We start from the raw sequence: 22456 nt of genomic DNA, 5'->3' as shown, positions 1-22456 counted from the left end.
TCTCGGACAGCCTCCTAGAGGGGCCCTGCAAAAGCCGCTAACTCCCTACCTGGGAATCCCACCAGTAGCGCCTAGCTGCTTTTTCCTAGTTGGGTATCAGAGTGTCGGTGGCAGGGTTTCCAGCAGGGATTCGCGCGGGCTGGGTTCAGTGGGGGTAATGTCACGATTTTGGCGGATACGGTCCAGTTGTTTTTCCCAGCGCAGCAGGTCGATGTATTTCTGGATATTGTTGACGTAGAGCACGGGCTCATAGCCGCGGGCGTACCCCAAGCGCACGGTGCTATAGTATTTTTCCTTGGTTAGCAGGGGCAGGTGTTTGGCGACATCCTCCCAGCTATCGGGGTTCTTGCCAGCGCGCTGGGTAAGGATGCGGGCATCTTCAAGGTGGCCGAAGCCGACGTTGTAGCCGGCGAGGGCCATCCAGGTGTGATCGGGCTCGGGGATGCGGTCGGGAATCTGGTTCTTTACGCTGATCAGGTAATGGGCCCCGCCTATGATGCTCTGGACGGGGTCCGTGCGGTCTTCAACCCCCACTTCCGAGGCCGCGGCATTGGTCAGCATCATGATGCCCCTTACGCCGGTGGGTGAGACTGCCGCCGGATCCCAGTGTGATTCCTGGTAGGCCACCGAGGCGAGCAGGGTCCAGTCGATATCGGTTTCCTGTTCGGCGATGTAAAAGTACTGCTCATATTCCGGCAGGCGCTCGCGCAGGTCTTTCTTGAAAGTCACGGTATCGAAGTAATTGAGAGCGTTGCTGCGCTCGAAGTACTTTTCCCGCAGCTGGCGGATGAGCTCTCGGGTTTCTTCCTTGGCAAAAAAGCTGTTCAGCGCTTCCAGCATGGAGCCGTCCTGTAGCTTGGGCAGCATCCAGGCGACGGGCTGGGGCTGTTCCAGCGCGAAGGCTTTTTCGAGGCCGGGGAAGAACGAGTACTGGCCGTCGAAGCGGATGCTGTCGGCAATGGTGTAATCGATTTCCTGGTTGTGCACCTGTTCCAGCAGGTCGTTAACGCTAAGCGCGTCTGTTTCTTCCCAGTTCAGTTCCGGAAAGTCCTGCTTGTACTGGCGCAGCAGTTCGCTGTGGCTGGAATTGGCAACCACGCGGATCTGCTTGCCAATCAGGTCCTTGATGGAGGTGGGTGCTGGCTTTCCCTGGGTGACGCGATAAATGAGGTTGGCGGCGCTTTCCATGTAGGGCGGTGCGAAGCTGAAGTCCTGCTGGCGCTCGGGGGTGATGGTCAGGCCGGCGGCAGCGAGGTGGGCGCTGCGCTCGCGAACCTGGCGCAGCAGGTCGGAAAAGTTGTCCGGAATCTGTAGTTCCAATCGCACGCCAATCTCGCTGGCGAAGGCCTGGGCGAGCTCATATTCGAAGCCGGAGGGTTCGCCCTTGTCGAGAAAATAGTCGCTGGGGGTGTTGCGGGTCGCCAGGCGCAGCACGCCGCGTTCCTGGATAACTTCCAGTCGCGTCAGGCTGTTATAACTCACAAGTGCCGGAAAACTCAGCAAAACAAGCAGGCTGAGCAGGATAAGGGCATCTTTGCGGCGATGAAGGCTTAGCAACATAGTTCGGGCTTTTCTGGTATCCGTAGGGCTGTTTCGGTAAAATTCAGGGCCTGTTTTTTCTGTAATCCCTGTCCGTCCAGGCATACTTTCAAGAGGCTCGAAAACGACATGCTCGTACTGCGTGGAGCGCCCGCTCTTTCTGCATTCCGTCACGAAAAGCTGCTGTCAGCCCTGCAATCCAAAGTTGCAGCGGTTACGGCGCTCTACGGCGAGTTCATTCACTTTGCCGACCTCAAGCAGGAGCTGGCGGATAGCCAGCGTAATGTACTGGATCGAATCCTGCGTTATGGCCCCAAAGCCGAAGCCGGTGAGCCGCAGGGCGAACTGGTGCTGGTGGTTCCCCGTCCCGGCACCATTTCACCCTGGTCTTCCAAGGCGACCGATATTGCCCGCAACTGCGGACTGTCCGACGTCAAACGCCTCGAGCGTGGTGTGGCGTACTATATTCAGTCATCCCAAGCCCTGGATCAAGCTGATCGTGCGTTGATTCGTGCTGAGCTGCAGGACCGCATGGTCGAAGCTGTGCTGGGCTCGCTGGATGAAGCCGCGCAGCTGTTTGTGGAAGATGTGCCGCAGCCGCTCAGTCGTATCGATATACTTGGCGGTGGGCGTGATGCTCTGGTTCAGGCCAATACGGCCTTGGGCATGGCGTTGGCCGACGACGAGATCGACTACCTGGTCGACAGCTTCAAGAAGCTGGATCGTAATCCGACCGACGTTGAGCTGATGATGTTTGCCCAGGCCAACTCCGAGCATTGCCGTCACAAGATCTTTAATGCTTCCTGGGATATCGACGGTGAAGAGCAGGATCGCTCCTTGTTTGCGATGATCCGCAACACCAACGAACTGGGCGGTGAGGGCGTGCTGTCGGCGTACAAGGATAACGCTGCCGTTATCGTTGGCAGCCGGGCCGGGCGTTTCTATCCGGATGCTGAAAGCCGTGAATATGGCGCCAATCAGGAAGATATCCACATCCTGATCAAGGTCGAAACGCACAACCACCCCACCGCCATTGCGCCCTATTCGGGTGCGGCTACGGGTTCCGGTGGCGAGATTCGTGACGAAGGTGCGACTGGTCGTGGTGGCAAGCCGAAGGCAGGTCTGACCGGTTTCAGTGTTTCTGATCTTAATATCCCTGGCTTTGTGCAGCCCTGGGAGTCTCAGTACGGCAAGCCGGAGCGCATCGTTTCTGCGCTGGATATCATGCTGGAAGGTCCTATCGGTGGTGCGGCCTTCAACAACGAATTTGGCCGCCCGGCCCTGACCGGCTATTTCCGTACCTTTGAGCAGCGCGTTAACGGTGTTGCCGGTGAAGAGGTGCGTGGTTACCACAAGCCCATCATGCTGGCCGGTGGTCTGGGCAATATCCGCGGGGACCATGTCGAAAAAGGCGAGATCCAGACCGGTGCCAAGCTGGTATGTCTTGGCGGGCCGGCCATGCAGATCGGTCTGGGTGGCGGGGCGGCATCGTCCATGTCCTCGGGTACTTCTTCCGAAGATCTGGATTTTGCATCGGTTCAGCGCGGCAATCCCGAGATGGAGCGTCGTTGTCAGGAAGTTATCGATCAGTGCTGGCAGCTGGGTGAGGTTAATCCCATCGCCTTTATCCACGATGTGGGTGCTGGCGGCCTGTCCAATGCGTTCCCCGAGCTGGTAAAGGACGGCGGTCGCGGTGGTGACTTCGGGCTGCGCAATATCAACAGTGACGAGCCTGGCATGACGCCGCTGGCCATCTGGTGCAACGAAGCGCAGGAACGCTATGTGCTGGCGGTGCAGCCGGAAGACATGGCGCGTTTCGAGGCCATCTGTGCCCGTGAGCGCTGCCCCTATGCAGTCGTCGGTGAGGCGACCGAAGAGCACCACCTGACGCTTGGCGATACGCATTTTGACAGCAATCCGGTGGATCTGCCGATGAGCGTGCTGTTCGGCAAACCGCCGAAGATGCATCGCAGCGTGCAGCGCAGCAGCTACGAAGTGGCGGAGTTCTCGACCGATGATCTTGTTCTGGGTGAAGCGGTTGAGCGAGTGCTGCGCCTGCCGGCGGTAGGTTCAAAGTCCTTCCTGATCACTATTGGTGACCGCTCCATTACCGGCCAGGTTGCCCGTGACCAGATGGTCGGTCCCTGGCAGGTGCCGGTGGCTGACTGCGCTGTCACCACTTCGGCCTACGATACCTATGCTGGTGAGGCCATGGCGCTGGGCGAGCGTACACCGCTGGCGCTGGTGGATGGGCCTGCATCCGGTCGGATGGCGATCGGTGAAACTCTGACCAACCTGGCGGCTGCCCGTATTGGCACTATCGGCGAAGTGCGGCTGTCGGCCAACTGGATGTGCGCCGCCGGTCATCCGGGTGAAGACGAAAAACTGTACGACACCGTGCGCGCCGTTGGCATGGAGTTGTGTCCGCAGCTGGGCATTACCGTGCCGGTGGGCAAGGACTCCATGTCCATGCGTACCGTATGGGATGACAATGGCGAGCAGAAGAGCGTCACGGCGCCTTTGTCGCTAATTATTTCCGGCTTTGCACCTGTGCTGGATGCGCGCAAAACCCTGACGCCGCAGCTGCGTACCGACAAGGGTGAAACCGACCTGATCCTGCTGGATCTGGGTAACGGTCAGAACCGCCTTGGATTGTCCGCGCTGGCTCAGGTGTACAACCAGGTGGGTCAGGCTGTACCGGATGTGGATGATGCCGATCAGCTGGCAGCGTTCTTCGCGGCCGTGCAGGAGCTGAACGAGCAGGGTCTGTTGCTGGCGTACCACGATCGTTCTGATGGTGGCCTGCTCGCGACCGTGGCCGAAATGGCTTTTGCCGGTCATACCGGTGTAGATCTGCATCTTGATCTGCTGGCAGCGGATGAATCCGAAATCGCGGCGGCGCTCTTTGCCGAAGAGCTGGGTGCCGTTGTGCAGGTTTCCAGGGTCGATACCGAAACCGTGCTGACGGAACTGAACGCTGCGGGTCTGGGCGATATTGCCAAGGTCGTAGGTTCGCTGAATGATGATGATCAGCTGTGTATCCACTTCGATGACGAAGAAGTGTATAGCGCATCGCGCATCGAACTGCAGCGGGTCTGGTCTGAAACCTCCTACCGCATTCAGGCGCTGCGTGATAACTCTGAATGTGCGCAGCAGGAATTCGATACTCTGCTGGATGCGGCGGATCCGGGTCTGCATGCCGAGCTGAGCTTTGATCAGAACGAAGATGTGGCTGCGCCTTTCATTAATACCGGCGTGCGTCCGCGCATTGCGGTATTGCGCGAGCAGGGTGTTAACGGTCAGGTGGAAATGGCAGCGGCCTTCGACAAAGCCGGTTTTGCCGCGGTCGATGTGCACATGAGTGACATCATTTCCGGGCGTCGTACGCTGGAAGAGTTCAAGGGGCTGGTCGCCTGTGGTGGCTTCTCCTACGGCGACGTTTTGGGTGCCGGTGAGGGCTGGGCCAAGTCGATACTGTTCAATACAGTCGCGCGGGAGCAGTTCGAAGCCTACTTCAATCGCACCGATACCTTTGCACTGGGCATCTGTAACGGCTGTCAGATGCTGTCCAACCTGCATGAGCTGATTCCGGGTGCCGGACTCTGGCCGCACTTTGTGCGTAACATGTCCGAGCAGTTCGAAGCCCGCGTTGCCATGGTAGAAGTGCAGCAGAGCGCCTCCATTCTGTTGCAGGGCATGCAGGGCTCGCGTATGCCAATCGCCATTGCTCACGGCGAAGGCCGTGCGGAGTTCCGTGACGAAGCGCACCTGATCGGCTTGCAGGGTGCGGGAGACATTGCGCTGCGCTATGTGGATAACTATGGCCGCGTGACCGAGCAGTATCCAGCCAACCCCAATGGCTCGCCGGTCGGTATTGGTGGTGTGACCACGGCGGATGGCCGTGTCACCATCATGATGCCGCATCCGGAGCGCGTGTTCCGGGCGGTACAGAATTCCTGGGCGCCGGATGCCTGGGAAGAAGACGGTGCCTGGATGCGCATGTTCCGCAATGCCCGCGTCTGGGTTGGCTAAGCCGCTTTCCGCTCTCGAAACTAAAACGGCAGCCTTCGGGCTGCCGTTTTTATATACAGGGACGTATGTATCCCGCGTGCGCATGGATGCGCAGGAGCGGGGTTTACAGGGACGTATGTATCCCGCGTGCGCATGGATGCGCAGGAGCGGGGTTTACAGGGACGTACTTTATTGTTATTTGCTCCTGCAATAACAATAGTTCCACCATCCCTGGCTGTCTCCTACGGGCGTATGGATGCGCACGACTGCAGGGATGTAGAAGGTAGGGCGACGCAGGATGCCAAAGCCGAGGAGTAGGGTTTATACAGGATGTATGTACCCCGCAGGCGCATGGGCAGTTTTTTGCTCGACGGGAAGGGGGCTGGCGCGAGCTGGAATAAAAGGCACAAAAAAAGCCGGCAGATGCCGGCTTTTTTACAGCTTAAGAAAGATTACATGTCTTTCTTGTCACCGGAGATCTGCACGTCTACACGACGGTCTGCGCGCAGGCAGGCAATCAGAGCAGCGCCGCGGCCGGAGCAGCTGGCGACAGGTGCGGATTCACCCAGGGAGCTGACGCTGATCTTGCTACCGTCTACGCCGGCTGCACGCAGCTCGGAAGCAACGGCATCAGCGCGACGCTGGCCCAGGCGCTGGTTGTAATCGGCGTTGCCGATGAAGTCAGCGTTACCCACCAGGTCTACGTTGTCCAGTTTGGACATGGAACCGATGTAGTTGACGATAGCGCTGATGTCTTCTTCAACCTTGGCGCTGTCGAAGTCGAAGAACAGGCTGAATTTCTTGTCAGCGCTGACCATCATTGGCGCGGCAGGAGCCGGAGCCGGAGCCGGTTCTTCGGCTTTAGCCATGGCCTGGTAGCCATCGCAGCCTTCAACTTTGGCATCTGCTTCGGTGAAGAAGCCGGTGTGCCAGCATTCGCCGAAGCTGTTGCGCCAGATAGTGGCGGAAGAGTCTTCAACGTAGCCTTGGTTAGTAGGGTGCGCCTGGGCGACGGCAGACAGAGTCATAGCCAAAGCGACACCGGCGGAGAGGGCAAACTTTTTCATAGTAAGATTTCCTTGTGCCTGTTGTGGGTGGTCAGTCTATAAAAATAGCCCAAATTCTCTCCCACGGTTCCTGAATGAAGGTTGAATGTAGCCTTCAAAGTCCGTGGTGGCCAGGGGTACTTTTCACAGATGTAGACAGCTACCGGTTACGGTATAGCTAATCGGCAACATACTAACATACAGATTGTGTGTTTATGGTAAAACTTTTTTGTATGGTTTTACTGTCACGCGCGCGTATACGCCTGCCTTTATATAGGGGTCTTCGTTGGCCCAGGCTTGTGCTGCTTCCAGTGAACTGAATTGTGCAATAACCAGGCTCCCGGTAAAACCTGCCGGGCCCGGGTCTTCACTGTCAATTGCCGGGTGTGGACCGGCTACGAGCAGAAGCCCTTCATTTTTAAGCTGTTCGAGGCGGGCGAGGTGTTCGGGCCGCGCCTGTAGTCGTCGCTCCAGGCTGTCGGGTTTATCCTCGGCCATGATTGCGTAAAACATGTTACCGGTACTCCTCTTTTTTGTATGCGTTATTTTGGGGCGTCGCTCTGGATATGCCGGGACATGTAGAAGCCCTGAGCCAGTATAAATACAAAGGTGAGTCCAAGCATACCGAACAGTTTGAAGTTTACCCAGGCTTCTTCGCTTAGCGAGTAAGCCACTGCAAGGTTAACAATGCCCATGCTGATGAAGAATATAACCCAGGCAATGTTGAGGTTGCGCCATACCTGCGCCGGCAGATCAATATTGGCCTCCATGAGGCGCTGCACAACCGTTTTTTTGCCGATAAACTGGCTGCCCAGAAATACGGCGCCAAAGAGCCAGTTAACGACGGTGGGCTTCCACTGAATAAATGTCTTGTCCTGAAAAAGGACGGTGGCGCCGCCCATTAGTACGACCAGCACCAGGGTGACCAGCTGCATCTTCTCGATGCGATGTGTGCGTATCCAGGTGTACAGCATCTGCAGCATGGTGGCCGGGATCAGTACGGCTGTCGCCATAATGATGTCGCCGCTGGTCTTGTAGACGGCAAAGAAGATGATAATGGGCAAAAAATCGAGTAAAAGTTTCATTGGCTTGATGTCTACTGTGTGGAGCCCCAGTATAAAGGCCTGTTCATGACTTATAAACCGGACCCTGTAATGGTATTACCGAAATATGATCTGCATTGCCACACGACGGCTTCCGACGGCGTGCTGAGTCCTGTCGAGCTCGTGGCCAGGGCGGCGGATCAGGGGGTTGAGGTGCTGGCGATCACTGATCATGACAGTGTTGGCGCCCTGCATGAGGCTTCGGTCGCAGCGCAGGCGGCCAATATGCGCCTGTTGTCGGGGGTTGAGCTTACGGCCAGCTGGGGGTCGCGGGTCGTTCATCTGGTGGGTCTTGGTTTTGATCCGGCGGCGCCGTCGCTGCAGCGTTACCTTGAGGATCTGACGGAGCTTCGCACGGATAGAGCCCAGCGTATCGCCAAGAAACTGATTGGCCGTAAATTGCCGGATGTGCTGCCGGCTGTGCTTGAGCTGGCGGGGGATGGGCAGGTAGGTCGGCCGCATTTTGCCATGGCGCTGGTGGCCGCCGGAGTCTGTGAAACCGAGCAAGAGGCGTTTAAAAGCTATCTGGGCACCGGCAAGGTCGGCGATGTGCAGATGGCCTGGCCGGCCATGTCGGTGGCGCTGGATCTGTTGCATGATACCGGGGGGGTGGGCATATTGGCGCACCCAACCAAATATCGACTTACCTTTACCCGGTTGCGCTCCCTGCTGACGGATTTTGTTGCCGCCGGGGGTGACGGTATTGAAGTAAGTTATTCAGGTATAAAGCCGGAGCATCAGCGAGAGTTGCAAAAGATTGCCCGTAAAATGGATCTTATGGTGTCGGCCGGCAGTGATTTTCACCAGCCAGGCAAACCCTGGGTGGAACTTGGCCGCTTTCTGCCGCCGGATCCTGAGTGTCGCCATGTGTTGTCCTCTCTTCTTTAGTCCTCTGTGCTGGGCTACACTGCGCCTTGAGAGGGAATCAGGACAGGCAGGTTAATCGTGAGTCAATTTTTTCAGATACATCAGGAAAATCCTCAGAAGCGTCTGGTGCAGCAGGCGGCCGAGATAATCAGGCAGGGCGGTGTCGTTGTCTATCCCACGGATTGTGCCTATGCCCTGGGGTGTCATTTGGGTGACAAGTCGGCGATGGAGCGCATTCAGCGTATTCGAAAGCTCGATGACAAGCATAACTTTACTCTGGTGTGTCAGGATCTGAGTGAAATCAGTACCTACGCCAAGATGGACAATCAATGCTATCGCCTTATCAAGGCACATACGCCTGGGGCTTACACCTTTATACTGAATGCGACCAGTGAAGTTCCACGTCGGCTGATGCACCCCAAGCGCCGCACTATCGGTATTCGTATTCCGAATAATCCGATAGCGCTGGCACTGATGGAGGCGCTTGGCGAGCCTATTATGAGCACGTCCCTGATATTGCCGGGGGATGTTGAGCCGCTGGCGGATCCTTATGATATCCGTGATTTGCTGCAGCACAGTGTTGATCTGGTCATTGATGGCGGTTATTGCGGCGTTGAAGCTACAACCGTGGTTAATCTGGTGGAGGGTGTGCCGGAGATCGTCCGTCAGGGTGCGGGGCCGGTCGATACTCTTGTCTGAGGCGGTTTTTCGCTGCGGTATCATTTGTTTTTGAGTTACTGGTGCCGCTGTTTTTAGGGTGATTAAATGAAGTGGCATTTTAATTAAGGCCGCTTTGCTTGAAATTAAGAGTTTTAGAACGATAATTGCCTTACCCATCCTCTCTAATTTGCGAGCATCCGGCCCATGTCTGATTTTGTGAAAGTCCTCACCCGTAAAAATTCACTGCGCAAACAGTGCCAGGATCTGTCTGTATCCGATGTGGAAAAACTACTGACGGACCTGAGTGAAATACTTGAGGAGCGCCATGCTGAAGAAGCCCAGGCACAGGTGGCGGAACAGCAGCGCATGAAAAAGATTGCCGAGATTCGCAAACGCATGGATGAGGCGGGTATCGGGCTGGATGACTTGAAAGCCATCAAGGCCTCGGAAGGCCCCAAGCGCAAGGTTGAGGCGAAATATCGGATCAAGGATGCTGGGGGCGCTGTGCATGAGTGGTCTGGGCGTGGTCGTACGCCGGTAGTGTTTAATGAGTACTTTGAAAAGCACGGTGTGACCAAGGAAGATACCCTTATCAAATAAGTTACGTGCTATTATTCGTCCAAGCTCTCCACGACAAACATGGGGAGCTTTTTCGTTTTAAAGGAAGCGTCAAATGTCAGGTGAAAAACTGCAAAAAGTACTGGCGCGCTCCGGATTGGGCTCACGTCGTGAGATGGAGCGTTGGATCGACGAGGGTCGTTTCACCATTGATGGTGCAACGGCAACACTTGGCGATCGTATTGGGCCTAAGGCTCAGGTTTTGATGAATGGCCGCGAGGTCAAGCTGGTGTTCGAGCGCGAAAGTCAGCGCCGGGTGCTGATTTACAACAAGCCTCTGGGCGAAATATCGACGCGTCACGACCCTGAAGGTCGCAAGACTGTATTCAGTCATCTGCCGCCGCTGAATCAGGGGCGCTGGATAGCGATTGGTCGTCTGGACATTAATACCAGTGGTCTGCTGCTGTTTACCACTGATGGTGATCTGGCTAATGCGATGATGCATCCGTCTGCCGAGATCGACCGTGAATACGCGGTGCGCGTATTGGGTACTGTTGATGAGGCCATGCTGACCCGCCTGAAAGAAGGCGTGTTACTGGAAGACGGCATGGCGCGTTTTACCGACGTGCAGTTCTTTGACGGTGAGGGTGCCAACAAGTGGTATCACTGTGTGGTGATGGAAGGCCGCAACCGTGAAGTACGTCGTCTGTGGGAATCCCAGGGTATTCAGGTCAGTCGCCTCAAGCGCGTGCGCTACGGGCCGCTATTCCTGCCCAGTGATGTTCCGGTAGGCACCTGGAAGGAGTTGGCGCCCAAGGAGATCACCAACCTTGGCAAGATGCTGGAGTTGAAGGAAAAGCGACCGGTTAAGCTTGATACCAAAGAGAAAGAAGTGCTGGAACGTCGTTACAAGCGTCAGCGCAGCCGTCGCGAGGTAGGTGGTCGTCGCAAGCCATCCGGTGAATAAGTGATATGAGTACCCGGTGCGATCCGTTGCGGATCGCACCGCCTTTTACAGAGTTACAGAGTTGCCGCTATACCACTTCTGCTTTATGTCCGGCCTGGTTTTCTCGAAGGGCCAAACCGTTTTACCTTAAAAGTCTCTTCGTATTTTGAACAAGCGGCATTGTGGCTTACTGGGCATCCAGTGACTGGCCGTTGACTGTTTTGCTGTCCGGTCCCATCAGGTACAGATACAGCGGCATGATCTGCTCAGGCGTGGGGTTGGTGTCTGGGTTTTCGGCGGGGTAGGCGCTGGCGCGCATCTGGGTGCGGGTGGCGCCTGGGTTGATGCAGTTAACGCGGGTGTTGCTGGTGTTTTCCAGTTCCTGCGCCAGAATCTGCGCCAGTCCTTCGGTGGCAAACTTTGATACGCCGTAGGCGCCCCAGTAAGCCTTGCCGGTACGGCCAACGCTGGAAGTTGTGAAAACGATGGAGCTATCCTGGCTTTCCTTGAGCAGGGGTATCAGTGCCTGGGTCAGCATAAAGCCTGCATTGACGTTTACCTGCATGACCTGGTTCCACACCACCGGGTCATAGGACTCTATGGGCGTGCGCAGGCCCAGCAGGCTGGCGTTGTGCAGCAGCCCGTCCAGGTGACCGAACTCCTGCTCCAGGGTGTTGGCCAGTTCCTGGTACTCGTGTTCGTTCGCGCTTTCGAGATTTAGGGGCACTATGGCAGGCTGAGGGTGGCCGGCGGCTTCTATTTCGTCGTACACCTGCTCCAGCTTTTCCAGTGTGCGCCCAACCAGCACAACGGTCGCGCCCTGGGCTGCATAGGCGAGGGCGGCGGCGCGGCCAATACCTGCACCTGCGCCAGTGACGAGGATGATGCGATCTTGCAGCAGGTTTTCCGGAGCTTTGTATTCGAACATGAAACTTCCTTCGTGGGCCGGCGGCCGGGTTCAACTCAGGCGATAAAGGGATTGTAGCAGGGGTTTGATTGCATCGGCGTGATCGACGTTGTGATCACTGTGCCAGTCACACGGGTTCTCGTCAGGCCCAATGTAGCCGTAGAGTGCCGCGATGGTGGTGAGTCCTGCTCGGCGCCCTGCGTCTATGTCGCGGATGTGATCGCCGATATAGACGCTGTTCTCCGGGGTGCAATCAAGCTCCTTGCAGGCCAGCCAGATAGACTCCGGATGCGGCTTGCGTTGCTGTACCTGTTCGGGGCAAATAATGCTGCCGGCCCGGTGGTGCAGATCGAGCCGTTGCAGCAGCTTGTGGGTGTAGAGTTCCGGCTTGTTGGTAACAATGCCCCAGGGTATGGCGCAATGCTCAAGCCAGTTGAGCAAGGGCATAATGCCCGCGAAAGGCTCGGTCTTGATGGCCAGATGCTCAAGGTATATATCCAGAAAGCGCTGGCGCAGTGGCGTGACCCGGGGGTGCTGTTCAGGCAGGTTGAAGGCAGTGCAAACCATGGCGGTGGCGCCGTTGGATACCTGCTGTCGCAGCGCCGCGAAATCCAGCGCGCTATGTTGTTCTTCTGCCAGCAGGCGGTTAATCACCCAGATGAAATCCGGTGCTGTGTCGAGCAGGGTGCCGTCCAGGTCGAACAGTACCGCCTGCAGTGGGGTGTCTGGCTGGGGCATATTATTCAGGCTTGCTCGCGGCCATGATGTAGTTCACGTCCACATCATTGGGATCCAGTCTGTACACCTTGGTCAGCGGGTTGTAAGTCATGCCGGTGGCATCATCCAGGCGCAGGCCGGCTTCGCGAATCCAGCGTCCAAGTTCGGATGGGCGGATGAACTTGTTGAAATCATGGGTGCCCTTGGGAACCAGCTTGAGCAGGTGCTCGGCACCGAGGATGGCGAACAGGTAGCTTTTTGGATTCTTGTTCAGTGTCGAGAAGAACAGCTTGCCGCCGGGGCGGGTCAGGCGGGCGCAGGCATTGATAATGGATGCGGGGTCCGGCACGTGCTCCAGCATTTCCAGGCAGGTGATGACATCAAAGCTCTCGGGGGCTTCGTCGGCCAGTTGCTCTACGGTGATCTGGCGGTAGTTGATCATGATGCCGCTTTCCAGGCCGTGCAGTTTGGCGACCTTTAGAGGCGCCTCGCCCATGTCGATGCCCGAAACCTCGGCGCCGCGCTGTGCCATGGATTCTGACAGTATGCCGCCGCCACAGCCTACATCCAGCACGCGCTTGCCAGCCAGGGGCGCGATGCGGTCTATATAGCCCACGCGCAGCGGGTTGATATCGTGCAGCGGCTTGAACTCGCTGTTTCGGTCCCACCAGCGACTCGCCAGTTCTTCGAATTTGGCAATCTCGTCCGGATCGACGTTGCGGTTGTGCGAATCGGTCATGGGGGCTGTTTTCGCTGGCAGTAAAAGGATGGCGATCATTCTAGCATCGGGCTTGAAGTGAATACAGGTCGGGCCCGGCTGCTGTCAACGGGGTCTGACGCAACGCCTTCTTTTAAAGGGAATCTTTGTGTTGCTTTGTGGTATACTCGCCCGGTTAAAAACGCCGGAATACCGGCCCTATCGAGCAGACCGGATCTAAGGAAAGCTGAGACGAATGGGTGATCTAGCCAAAGAGATTCTGCCAGTCAATATCGAGGACGAGCTGAAACAGTCGTACCTGGATTATGCCATGAGCGTGATTGTCGGTCGGGCGTTGCCAGACGTGCGCGACGGCCTCAAGCCTGTGCATCGCAGAGTTCTGTTCGCGATGAGCGAACTGAACAATGACTGGAACAAACCATATAAAAAGTCCGCTCGTGTCGTTGGTGACGTGATCGGTAAATACCACCCCCACGGCGACAGTGCCGTGTACGACACTATAGTGCGAATGGCGCAGAGTTTTTCCATGCGCTATCCGCTGGTCGACGGCCAGGGCAACTTCGGCTCCGTCGATGGTGACTCCGCGGCAGCCATGCGTTACACCGAAATCCGCATGGCCAAGATCTCCCATGATCTGCTGGCGGATCTCGACAAGGAAACCGTCGATTTCGTGCCCAACTATGACGGCACGGAACAGATTCCTGACGTACTGCCGACCCGTGTGCCCAATCTGCTGATAAACGGTTCATCCGGTATCGCAGTGGGCATGGCGACCAATATACCGCCGCACAACCTGTCCGAGGTCGTGCGTGGCTGTATCGCACTGATCGATGACAGCAGTCTGACGGTTGATGACTTGATGGAATATATCCCCGGGCCGGACTTTCCGACCGGCGGTATCATCAATGGTCGTGCGGGTATTCTGGAAGCCTATCGCACGGGTCGCGGTCGCATCTATGTGCGTGCCAAACACCATGTGGAAGAAGATCCCAAGACCCACCGTTCGACGATTATCGTCACCGAAATCCCGTATCAGCTGAACAAGGCTCGACTGATCGAAAAGATCGCCGACCTGGTGAAGGAAAAACGCCTCGAAGGCATTTCCGAGCTGCGGGACGAGTCCGACAAGGACGGCATGCGCATCGTGATCGAATTGCGTCGCGGTGAAGTGCCTGAGGTCGTGGTCAACAACCTGTTTTCACAGACGCAGATGGAAAGCGTCTTTGGTATCAACGTTGTTGCCCTGGTGGATAATCAGCCGAAGATTCTGGATCTCAAGTCACTGATCGAAAACTTCGTTCGCCACAGGCGCGAAGTCGTCACCCGTCGTACGGTGTACCTGCTGCGCAAGGCGCGTGAGCGCGGTCATATCCTTGAGGGGCTGGCGGTTGCGCTGGCCAATATTGACCCGGTTATTGAGCTGATCAAACGCTCGCCGACACCGGCCGAGGCGAAAGAAGGTCTTGTCGCCATGGCATGGGAGCCTGGCAACGTGCTGGAAATGCTCGAGCGTGCCGGCGAAGATGCCTGCCGTCCGGAGGATCTCGAGCCGCAGTTTGGTCTGCGTGAAGGGCGCTATCACCTGTCGCCGGTTCAGGCACAGGCGATACTTGATCTGCGTTTGCACCGCCTGACCGGGCTGGAGCATGAGAAGCTGATCGGTGAATACCGTGAGCTGCTGGAACGCATTGCCGAGTTGCTGGAGATTCTCGGATCCCACACCCGTCTGATGGAAGTCATCCGCGAAGAGCTGGAAGCCGTGCTGGAAGAGTATGGCGATGAGCGTCGCACCGAGATTACGGCATCGCGCCGTGACCTGACGGTAGCGGATCTGATTACCGTCGAAGACATGGTCGTGACCATTTCCCACGGCGGTTATGCCAAGACTCAGCCGCTGACGGACTATCAGGCGCAGCGCCGTGGTGGCCGTGGCAAGTCGGCGACGACGATGAAAGATGAAGACTTCATCGAGCATCTGCTGATCGCCAGTACCCACGATACCATTCTGTGCTTCACCAGCCGTGGCAAGGTGTACTGGTTGCGGGTGTTTGAAATTCCGCAGGCCAGTCGCGCTGCCCGCGGTCGCCCGATCGTGAATATTCTTCCGCTGGAAGAGGGTGAACGTATCACCACCATCCTGCCGGTGAATGAATACCGCGAAGACCGTTTTGTCTTTATGGCGACCGCCAACGGTACCGTGAAGAAAACACCGCTCAACAGTTTCTCCCGTCCGCGTACCAGTGGCCTGATTGCGCTGGGGCTGGATGAGGGCGACACCCTTATCGGTGCTGCCATCACCACCGGTGAAGACGACATTCTTCTCGTGACCAGCGCCGGCAAGGCGATGCGTTTCGAGGAAGATGCCGTTCGCGCCATGGGTCGCTTGGCGCGCGGTGTGCGCGGTGTGCGCATGCAATCGGGCACCTCGGTGATTTCCTTGATCATTCCGCAGCCTGAAGGCAAGGTGCTGACAGCGTCGGCCCGGGGCTTTGGCAAGCGTACTGCCATGGAAGACTTCCCCCGCAAGGGGCGTGGTGGCCAGGGTGTGATTGCGATGCAGTGTACCGATCGCAACGGTGAACTGGCCGGTGCTGTGCAGGTGTTTACCGGCGATGACGTGATGCTAATAAGTAATCGCGGCACCATGGTTCGCACCCGTACCGAAGAGATCTCGGAGCTGAGCCGAAACACCCAGGGCGTGATGCTGATTCGGGTAGCCGAAGATGAAACCCTGGTGGGTCTGGCCCGTATCGAAGAGCCGGAAGAGGTCGAACTGCCAGAAGGCAGTGAGGACCTTGATGGCGAGGCGATTGATGGTGAATCCACAGTCGTGGTCGCTGATCAGGGCAGCGATGCACCAGAGCAGGACCCTGCGCCTGATACCGAGGCGTAATCCCGCGGCGGCCCTTAGGGGCCGCCGTCTTATTATCTGTAACCTTGGATCGAGTGTGAGCGAGAACATGAGTCGCAAATACAATTTCAGTGCTGGCCCAGCGGCGTTGCCGGCAGAAGTCCTGGAACAGGCCCGTGATGAAATGCTCGACTGGCATGGCCAGGGGCTGTCGATCATGGAAATGAGCCATCGCAGCGACGCTTTTGTGTCGGTCGCCGAGCAGGCCGAGCAGGATCTGCGCGACCTGATGTCTATTCCGGACAACTACAAAGTGCTCTTCCTGCAGGGCGGCGCCACCAGTCAGTTTGCCATGGTGCCGCTGAACCTGCTGGGCGACAAGACCAGCGCCGATTATATCAATACCGGTATCTGGTCCAAGAAAGGCATTGCTGAAGCCCGGCGCTATGGCTATGTGCGTATTGCCGGCAGCACCGAATCCGAGCAGTTCACGCGCGTGCCGACCCAGGACGAGCTTGAGCTGGATCCCAATGCTGCCTATGTACACTACACACCGAATGAAACCATCGGTGGTGTCGAGTACAACTATATTCCGGACACCGGATCGGTGCCGCTGGTGGCGGACATGTCTTCCAGCATTCTGTCCCGGGAAATTGATGTCAGCCGTTTCGGCCTCATCTATGCCGGTGCGCAGAAAAACATAGGTCCTGCGGGTCTGACCGTGGTGATCGTGCGCGAAGACCTGCTCGGCAAGGCGGCGGCATCAACGCCCGCCATGTTCGATTATCAGGTGCATGCCGGTGCGGACTCCATGAACAACACGCCGCCGACCTTCGGCTGGTATCTGGCGGGGCTGGTGTTCAAGTGGCTTAAGCGCCAGGGTGGTGTGGCGGCTATCGAAGAGGTGAACCGTCGCAAAGCGGCCAAACTCTATGAATATATAGATAGCAGCAGCTTTTACGCCAACCCCATAGCACCGGACTGCCGTTCCTGGATGAACGTGCCCTTCACCCTGGCGGATGCCGGGCTGGATGGCGTTTTCCTTGAACAGGCTGAAGCTGCGGGGCTGCTTAACCTGCAGGGGCACCGTTCAGTGGGTGGAATGCGGGCGAGTCTTTACAACGCGGTGCCGGAAGCCGCTGTGGATGCCTTGATTGAGTTCATGCAGACATTCGCGCAGCAGCACGCTTAAGTCAGATATGAGAGTGGCATAGCCATGAGTGACCAGGAAACGGAACTGCAGGTTCTGCGTGATCAGATCGATCAGATCGATCAGCAGCTTCAAACGCTGCTTAACCAGCGTGCGGCCTGTGCTCAGAAGGTAGCCGAGGTGAAGCAGAAGTATCAGGGCAGCCGCGATGCGGTGTTCTACAGGCCTGAGCGCGAAGCTCAGGTGCTGCGCCGGGTGATGGAGCGCAACACAGGGCCTTTGCCTGAGCGGGATGTCGCACGCTTGTTTCGTGAGGTGATGTCAGTCTGCCTGGCGCTGGAGCAGCCCATGCGAATCGCTTTTCTGGGACCCGAGGGTACCTTTACCCAGCAGGCGGCGGTGAAGCACTTCGGCCTGTCGGCGATTACTGCCCCTCTGGCGTCGCTGGATGAGGTCTTTCGCGAGGTGGAAGCAGGGACCGCGCACTATGGCGTTGTGCCGATCGAAAACACCAGTGAGGGCATGGTCAATCATACGCTGCACCTGTTTTCGCGCTTTCAGTTGTCGATCGTCGGTGAGGTGGAGCTGAATATCCATCATCACCTGCTGGTAGGTCCCAGTATCGATCGCAATGCCGTCACCCGTATCTATGCCACCCAGACTGCACTGTCCCAGTGCCGTAGCTGGCTGGATGCACACTATCCTTCGGTGGAACGGGTTGCTGTGGCGACCAATGTGGACGCCGCCCGCCAGGCTTCGGTCGAGACCGATGTCGGTCTGGCTGCCGCCATTGGCAGTGAGCTGGCCATCGAACTGTATCCGCTGCAGGTTGCGGTGCGCAATATTGAGGATCAGGCCGAAAGCAGCAGTCGCTTCCTGATTCTCGGTTGCCAGGACGTTGGTCCCAGTGGTCATGATAAAACATCCATTCTTGTATCTGCCCACGACAAACCCGGCGCGCTCTATGATCTGCTGGCGCCGTTTCGCCTGCGTGGCATCAGTCTGACGCGGATCGAAACCCGTACCCTGTCAGGGCCCTGGAATACGGTGTTCTATATTGATTTCGAAGGCCATGTATCCGATGCGCCTGTGCAGGCGCTGTTCAAGGATCTGGAGGCGGAGTCGCTTGAGCTGAAAGTCCTTGGATCTTATCCGCAGGCGGTGCTTTAGCATCCTCGCAGGTGTCACAAGGTTCCTCGGGTCTTACTCGCCGGCGGTGCATTAGCGTCATTGCAGGAATCACAAGATTCCGCGGACTGTGCCCGTGGGCGGCGCTTTAACGTCATTGCAGGAATCACAAGATTCCTCGGATTTTACCCGCAGGCGGTGCTGTAACCGTCATCGCAGGAGTCGCAATATGGGTTGTGATTTTATTGCCCGGGCCACCCCGGGTGTGCAGGGGCTGCAGCCGTACGTCCCTGGCAAGCCGGCACAGGAACTCGAGCGCGAGCTGGGTCTGAGCGACATCATCAAACTGGCCAGCAATGAAAACCCCCTGGGCCCAAGCCCGGTGGCGCTGGCCGCGGCGCAGCACGCGCTGACCGAGTTGCACCTTTATCCCGATGCCAGCGGCTACCGTCTGAAACAGGCGCTACAGCAGCACTATGGCCTTGGTCCTGACTGCATTACCCTGGGCAATGGTTCCAATGATGTGCTGGAGCTGATTGCCCGCACTTTTCTGCGCCCGGGCGATGAGGTGATTTATTCCCAGTATGCGTTTTTGGTCTATCCGATCATCACCCAGGCCAGCAGCGCCACGGCAGTAGTAACCGAGGCGCAGGACTGGGGGCATGATCTGGACGCCATGCTGGCGGCCGTAACCGAACGTACCCGTCTGGTGTTCATCGCCAACCCCAACAATCCTACCGGCACCTGGCTCAGTCAGGCGCAGCTCTGTGCCTTTATGGATGCGCTGCCGGCGTCCGTGGTGCTGGTGCTCGATGAGGCCTATACCGAATACAGTGAAGATCCCGAATTCCCTGATGGCCTTGAGTTGCTGGCACGTTATCCGAACCTGATAGTGACCCGAACCTTCTCCAAGGCCTGGGGGTTGGCGGGGCTGCGGGTCGGTTTTGCCGCCGCCAATTGTGAAATTACGGATCTGCTGAACCGGGTGCGCCAGCCGTTCAACGTTTCGGGGCCAGCGCTGGCCGCGGCCGAAGCCGTACTGCAGGATTCTGACTATCTGATACGCACGCTGGAATGCAACCGTACTGGCATGCGGCAGCTGGTGGAGGGGCTGGAACGCCTGGGGCTGGCGGTGATTCCATCGGCCGGCAACTTTGTTTGTGTCGGACTGGGGCGCCCGGCGGGACCGGTTTATCAGCAGTTGCTGCAGCGCGGAGTCATAGTGCGGCCTGTGGCCAACTATCAGATGCCGGATCATCTGCGCATTAGCATAGGGCTCCAGGCGCAGAATCTGCGTTGTCTACAGGTGCTCGAAGAGGTTTTGTCGGCGTGAAATTTAGCATCGATAACGTGCTGGTTGTTGGCCTGGGGCTGATCGGCGGTTCCCTGGCCAAAGCCCTGAAGCATCGACGTTACTGTAGTCGCGTGGTCGGCTACGACCGTAACCCCGCTGAGCTTGAGGCGGGGCTTGCGCTGGGCGTAATTGACGAGGCGGCGCATGATTTGCGCCAGGCCGTTGCCGCCGCCGACTTGGTGGTGCTGGCGGTACCGGTCAAGGCGACCGATGCGGTGCTGGCAGAAATCAGTTCGGTGCTGCGCCCGCGAACCCTGCTGACCGATGTTGGCAGTACCAAGGGTAATGTGGTGGCGGCGGCCGAGGCGGTATTCGGCAGTTTGCCCGCCACCTTTGTGCCGGGTCACCCGATTGCCGGTTCTGAAAAGAGCGGTGTGGCGGCGGCCGATGCGCATCTGTTCGAGCGTCACAAGGTTATCCTCACGCCAACGACTGCGTCCTCCGCTGAAGCGACTTTGGTGATTGCCCGCATGTGGCAGGCTGTCGGGGCCGAAGTGCTGCAGATGGATGTGGCGCGTCATGATCAGGTGCTGGCAGCGACCAGTCATCTGCCACACCTGCTGGCGTTCTCCCTGGTCGACACCCTGGCCGCAGAAGCGGCCAATACCGATATCTTTCGCTATGCCGCCGGTGGCTTTCGGGATTTTACCCGTATCGCCGCCTCAGACCCCACCATGTGGCATGACATCTGCCTGACCAATGGTGATGCGATACTGGAACAGCTGGATCGCTTTAGTGCCGGTGTTGAAAAACTGCGCCAGGCGATCAGGTCCGCCGATAGCCAGGCGATGCTGGGTATTTTTACCCGCGCCAAGGCATCGCGGGATCATTTCACTCGCATACTGTCCAGCTCCGCCTATTCACAGAATCAACACAGTGGCGCGGTAACTTATCGGGCGCAGCAGGGTGGGGCGCTGGCAGGGCAGGTACGAGTGCCGGGTGACAAGTCGATTTCGCATCGTGCCATCATGCTGGGATCTCTGGCGACGGGGGTTACGCACATAGAGGGTTTTCTTGAAAACGAAGACAGTCTCGCCACGCTGCAGGCATTTCGCGATATGGGGGTGGTGATTGAGGGCCCGCACCAGGGGGCCGTGAAGATCTACGGCGTTGGTCTGCAAGGCCTGCAACCGCCGCCAGGCCCGCTCTATCTTGGGCGCTCAGCCATGTCGATGCGGCTGTTGTGCGGTGTGCTTGCGGGCCAGAGTTTTGATACCGAACTGACGGGCGACGCTTCGCTGTCGAGTTGGCCTATGGAGCAGTTGGTGCGGCCATTGCGCCGGATGGGCGCACAGATAGACACCGCAGAGGCGGGTCTGCCACCGTTGCGGATTCATGGCGGCCAGTCGCTGCAGGGGATTGCGCAGCAGTTGCCGTTGCCTAGTGCCCAGGTTAAGTCGGCGCTGTTACTGGCAGGGCTCTACGCCAGCGGAACCACGGCGGTGATCGAGCCGACTCCGTCCCGCGATCATACCGAACGCATGTTGCAGGGGCTGGGCTGGACGCTGGATCGCACAGTGGGACAGGTGGCGCTGCAGGCGGGTGGTCAGTTACAGGCGGCCCGCATTGATGTGCCGGGCGATATGTCCCTGGCGGCATTCTTTATCGTTGGCGCGGCTATATCGCCGGGCTCGGAATTGCTGCTAGAGCATGTGGGTATTAATCCGACTCGCATTGGCCTGATCGAGATACTGCGCCTGATGGGGGCAGATATTGAATTCGTCAATGCCACTGAGGTGAGCGGTGAGCTGGTTGCGGATATTCGCGTACGCTATCGCCCGTTAAAGGCCATCGAAGTGCCGGGTGTGCTGCTCGCCCGTGCCAGTGACGAGCTGCCACTGCTGATGGCGGCGGCTGCCTGTGCAGACGGCACTACCTGGATTCGGGATATTGGTGAGTTGCGTTACGGGCTGGATACATTGCTGCAGGCCGTGGCGGTGGGGCTGGTTGAGCTGGGGGTTGAAGCTCTGGTGGGTAGTGGCAGTGTTTGTGTCCGGGGCGGCCCCATCGGTGGTGGTGATCTGAATGCTGGGGGCGATTACCGTGTAGCTCTGGCTTTTTCGGTCCTTTCGCTGCGTGCCGGCGAAGAAGTTCATATTACGGAATGTGCCCGTCTTGAGGCTGCGTTCCCCGAATTTGTTGCCCTCGCCTGTCAGGCGGGGTTCAGAATAGGTAAGGAGAGGGACTGATGGTCTCGAAACAATTGAGGGTGCCGGTAATCAGCATCGACGGTCCCAGTGGTTCCGGCAAGGGAACCATCTGCCGCCTGCTGGCACGCCAGCTGGGGTGGCATCTGTTGGACAGTGGTGCCCTGTATCGATTGACGGCGCTGGCAGCCAGGCACCATGGCGTTGCGCTGGACGACGAAGAGGCGCTGGTCGTACTGGCGGCGCATCTGGATGTGAAGTTTGTGCCACGCGGTGAAGAGTCTGAGGTGCAGGTGCTGCTTGAAGGCGAAGAAGTGACCCTGCAGATTCGTACCGAAGAGGCTGGCGCCGATGCATCTCGGGTGGCAGCCAGCGGGCCTGTGCGCGAGGCTTTGCTAGAGCGCCAGCGGGCCTTTCGCGAGGCTCCAGGGCTGATTGCAGATGGGCGGGACATGGGTACTGTGGTGTTTCCCGCGGCTGAGTTGAAAATTTATCTGGATGCCAGTGCGCAAGAGCGTGCACGGCGTCGTTATAACCAGTTGATAAATAAGGGTCTCGGTGCTAGCCTTGAAACGATATTGGTTGATATTCAAGCACGTGACGACCGCGATATGAACCGCGCAGTGGCGCCGCTGAAACCCGCGACCGACGCGGTGATTCTGGACTCAACCCAGATGAGTATCGATGAGGTTTTGAAGGTGGTTATGGATCAGGCCAGACATAAGGGTTTGACTTGGTAAGCTTCTGTTTTGTG

General features: G+C 57.8%; 18 protein-coding genes. 11 read left to right on the top strand and 7 right to left on the bottom strand.

The annotated features are described in order from the left end of the window. Positions 1-96: 96 nt before the first annotated feature. On the bottom strand, positions 97-1560 hold the full coding sequence (mltF, locus tag MPRO_RS23925) for a membrane-bound lytic murein transglycosylase MltF (RefSeq protein WP_067298825.1): 1464 nt from the start codon (positions 1558-1560) through the stop codon (positions 97-99). Positions 1561-1668: 108 nt separating this feature from the next. Here mltF and purL point away from each other — a divergent pair, with 108 nt between their 5' ends. Then, positions 1669-5571, top strand: a complete 3903-nt coding sequence (gene purL / locus MPRO_RS23920; protein WP_067298824.1) for a phosphoribosylformylglycinamidine synthase — start codon at positions 1669-1671, stop codon at positions 5569-5571. Positions 5572-6002: 431 nt separating this feature from the next. On the opposite strand, the gene MPRO_RS23915 is transcribed toward purL, so the two are convergent. The 3 genes from MPRO_RS23915 to MPRO_RS23905 all read right to left on the bottom strand — a co-directional run bounded on the left by MPRO_RS23915 (position 6003) and on the right by MPRO_RS23905 (position 7681). Next, positions 6003-6617 carry an OmpA family protein gene (locus MPRO_RS23915; protein ID WP_067298823.1) on the bottom strand — a complete coding sequence of 205 codons (615 nt, stop codon included), beginning with the start codon at positions 6615-6617 and terminating at the stop codon, positions 6003-6005. A 192-nt stretch (positions 6618-6809) separates the two neighbouring features. Next, positions 6810-7109, bottom strand: coding sequence for a YciI family protein (locus tag MPRO_RS23910; protein ID WP_067298822.1), 300 nt, complete (start codon positions 7107-7109; stop codon positions 6810-6812). Between the two features lie 29 nt (positions 7110-7138). Beyond that, entirely contained in the window at positions 7139-7681 is a 543-nt protein-coding gene (locus tag MPRO_RS23905; RefSeq protein WP_067298821.1) for a septation protein A, read from the bottom strand. Between the two features lie 69 nt (positions 7682-7750). Between MPRO_RS23905 and MPRO_RS23900 the strand changes: the two genes are divergently transcribed. From MPRO_RS23900 to rluB, 4 genes are all read left to right on the top strand, one after another. Beyond that, positions 7751-8587 (top strand): PHP domain-containing protein, encoded by an 837-nt coding sequence (locus MPRO_RS23900; RefSeq protein ID WP_067298820.1) that lies wholly within the window; start codon positions 7751-7753, stop codon positions 8585-8587. A gap of 57 nt (positions 8588-8644) precedes the next feature. Then, on the top strand, positions 8645-9265 hold the full coding sequence (locus MPRO_RS23895) for an L-threonylcarbamoyladenylate synthase (protein ID WP_067298819.1): 621 nt from the start codon (positions 8645-8647) through the stop codon (positions 9263-9265). Positions 9266-9430: 165 nt separating this feature from the next. Then, complete coding sequence (locus MPRO_RS23890; RefSeq protein WP_067298818.1) at positions 9431-9826, top strand: H-NS family histone-like protein; 396 nt, start codon at positions 9431-9433, stop codon at positions 9824-9826. Positions 9827-9899: 73 nt separating this feature from the next. After that, positions 9900-10751, top strand: a complete 852-nt coding sequence (gene rluB, locus MPRO_RS23885; RefSeq protein ID WP_067298817.1) for a 23S rRNA pseudouridine(2605) synthase RluB — start codon at positions 9900-9902, stop codon at positions 10749-10751. Positions 10752-10917: 166 nt separating this feature from the next. Here rluB and MPRO_RS23880 read toward each other — a convergent pair whose 3' ends face one another. Genes MPRO_RS23880 through ubiG form a run of 3 tightly spaced genes read right to left on the bottom strand, consistent with a single transcriptional unit; the run spans position 10918 to position 13093 of the window. After that, entirely contained in the window at positions 10918-11658 is a 741-nt protein-coding gene (locus MPRO_RS23880) for a YciK family oxidoreductase (RefSeq protein ID WP_067298816.1), read from the bottom strand. Positions 11659-11688: 30 nt separating this feature from the next. Further along, positions 11689-12375 (bottom strand): HAD family hydrolase, encoded by a 687-nt coding sequence (locus tag MPRO_RS23875; RefSeq protein ID WP_067298815.1) that lies wholly within the window; start codon positions 12373-12375, stop codon positions 11689-11691. A gap of 1 nt (position 12376) precedes the next feature. After that, a complete protein-coding gene (ubiG, locus tag MPRO_RS23870) occupies positions 12377-13093 on the bottom strand; it encodes a bifunctional 2-polyprenyl-6-hydroxyphenol methylase/3-demethylubiquinol 3-O-methyltransferase UbiG (RefSeq protein WP_067298814.1) in 717 nt (238 codons plus the stop codon). Positions 13094-13307: 214 nt separating this feature from the next. Between ubiG and gyrA the strand changes: the two genes are divergently transcribed. From gyrA to cmk, 6 genes are all read left to right on the top strand, one after another. Further along, the gene (gyrA, locus tag MPRO_RS23865) at positions 13308-15965 is read left to right on the top strand and encodes a DNA gyrase subunit A (RefSeq protein WP_067298813.1); all 2658 of its coding nucleotides are present in this window, start codon (positions 13308-13310) and stop codon (positions 15963-15965) included. A 67-nt stretch (positions 15966-16032) separates the two neighbouring features. Next, positions 16033-17115 carry a 3-phosphoserine/phosphohydroxythreonine transaminase gene (serC, locus tag MPRO_RS23860; protein ID WP_067298812.1) on the top strand — a complete coding sequence of 361 codons (1083 nt, stop codon included), beginning with the start codon at positions 16033-16035 and terminating at the stop codon, positions 17113-17115. Positions 17116-17139: 24 nt separating this feature from the next. Beyond that, positions 17140-18243 carry a prephenate dehydratase gene (gene pheA / locus MPRO_RS23855; RefSeq protein ID WP_067298811.1) on the top strand — a complete coding sequence of 368 codons (1104 nt, stop codon included), beginning with the start codon at positions 17140-17142 and terminating at the stop codon, positions 18241-18243. 187 nt (positions 18244-18430) lie between these two features. Continuing rightward, positions 18431-19534 carry a histidinol-phosphate transaminase gene (gene hisC, locus MPRO_RS23850; RefSeq protein ID WP_067298810.1) on the top strand — a complete coding sequence of 368 codons (1104 nt, stop codon included), beginning with the start codon at positions 18431-18433 and terminating at the stop codon, positions 19532-19534. Then, positions 19531-21744, top strand: a complete 2214-nt coding sequence (locus tag MPRO_RS23845) for a bifunctional prephenate dehydrogenase/3-phosphoshikimate 1-carboxyvinyltransferase (RefSeq protein ID WP_067298809.1) — start codon at positions 19531-19533, stop codon at positions 21742-21744. Before hisC ends, MPRO_RS23845 begins: the two co-directional genes overlap by 4 nt. Then, positions 21744-22442: a (d)CMP kinase gene (gene cmk / locus MPRO_RS23840; RefSeq protein ID WP_067298808.1), complete on the top strand. Its 699-nt coding sequence runs from the start codon at positions 21744-21746 to the stop codon at positions 22440-22442. The genes MPRO_RS23845 and cmk overlap by 1 nt, the downstream gene beginning before the upstream one ends. Positions 22443-22456: the final 14 nt, after the last annotated feature.

The organism is Marinobacterium profundum (assembly GCF_001528745.1).
GTDB classification, from domain to species: domain Bacteria; phylum Pseudomonadota; class Gammaproteobacteria; order Pseudomonadales; family Balneatricaceae; genus Marinobacterium_A; species Marinobacterium_A profundum.
Note: the sequence above shows the minus strand (reverse complement) of the source record. Positions and strands in the feature narration are given on the sequence as shown.

Bases quoted from the DNA above. Each gene is read 5' to 3' on its own strand.
- mltF (WP_067298825.1), bottom strand. From the start codon at position 1,560: ATGTTGCTAAGCCTTCATCGCCGCAAAGATGCCCTTATCCTGCTCAGC.
- purL (WP_067298824.1), top strand. From the start codon at position 1,669: ATGCTCGTACTGCGTGGAGCGCCCGCTCTTTCTGCATTCCGTCACGAA.
- MPRO_RS23915 (WP_067298823.1), bottom strand. From the start codon at position 6,617: ATGAAAAAGTTTGCCCTCTCCGCCGGTGTCGCTTTGGCTATGACTCTG.
- MPRO_RS23910 (WP_067298822.1), bottom strand. From the start codon at position 7,109: ATGTTTTACGCAATCATGGCCGAGGATAAACCCGACAGCCTGGAGCGA.
- MPRO_RS23905 (WP_067298821.1), bottom strand. From the start codon at position 7,681: ATGAAACTTTTACTCGATTTTTTGCCCATTATCATCTTCTTTGCCGTC.
- MPRO_RS23900 (WP_067298820.1), top strand. From the start codon at position 7,751: ATGGTATTACCGAAATATGATCTGCATTGCCACACGACGGCTTCCGAC.
- MPRO_RS23890 (WP_067298818.1), top strand. From the start codon at position 9,431: ATGTCTGATTTTGTGAAAGTCCTCACCCGTAAAAATTCACTGCGCAAA.
- rluB (WP_067298817.1), top strand. From the start codon at position 9,900: ATGTCAGGTGAAAAACTGCAAAAAGTACTGGCGCGCTCCGGATTGGGC.
- MPRO_RS23880 (WP_067298816.1), bottom strand. From the start codon at position 11,658: ATGTTCGAATACAAAGCTCCGGAAAACCTGCTGCAAGATCGCATCATC.
- MPRO_RS23875 (WP_067298815.1), bottom strand. From the start codon at position 12,375: ATGCCCCAGCCAGACACCCCACTGCAGGCGGTACTGTTCGACCTGGAC.
- ubiG (WP_067298814.1), bottom strand. From the start codon at position 13,093: ATGACCGATTCGCACAACCGCAACGTCGATCCGGACGAGATTGCCAAA.
- gyrA (WP_067298813.1), top strand. From the start codon at position 13,308: ATGGGTGATCTAGCCAAAGAGATTCTGCCAGTCAATATCGAGGACGAG.
- serC (WP_067298812.1), top strand. From the start codon at position 16,033: ATGAGTCGCAAATACAATTTCAGTGCTGGCCCAGCGGCGTTGCCGGCA.
- pheA (WP_067298811.1), top strand. From the start codon at position 17,140: ATGAGTGACCAGGAAACGGAACTGCAGGTTCTGCGTGATCAGATCGAT.
- hisC (WP_067298810.1), top strand. From the start codon at position 18,431: ATGGGTTGTGATTTTATTGCCCGGGCCACCCCGGGTGTGCAGGGGCTG.
- cmk (WP_067298808.1), top strand. From the start codon at position 21,744: ATGGTCTCGAAACAATTGAGGGTGCCGGTAATCAGCATCGACGGTCCC.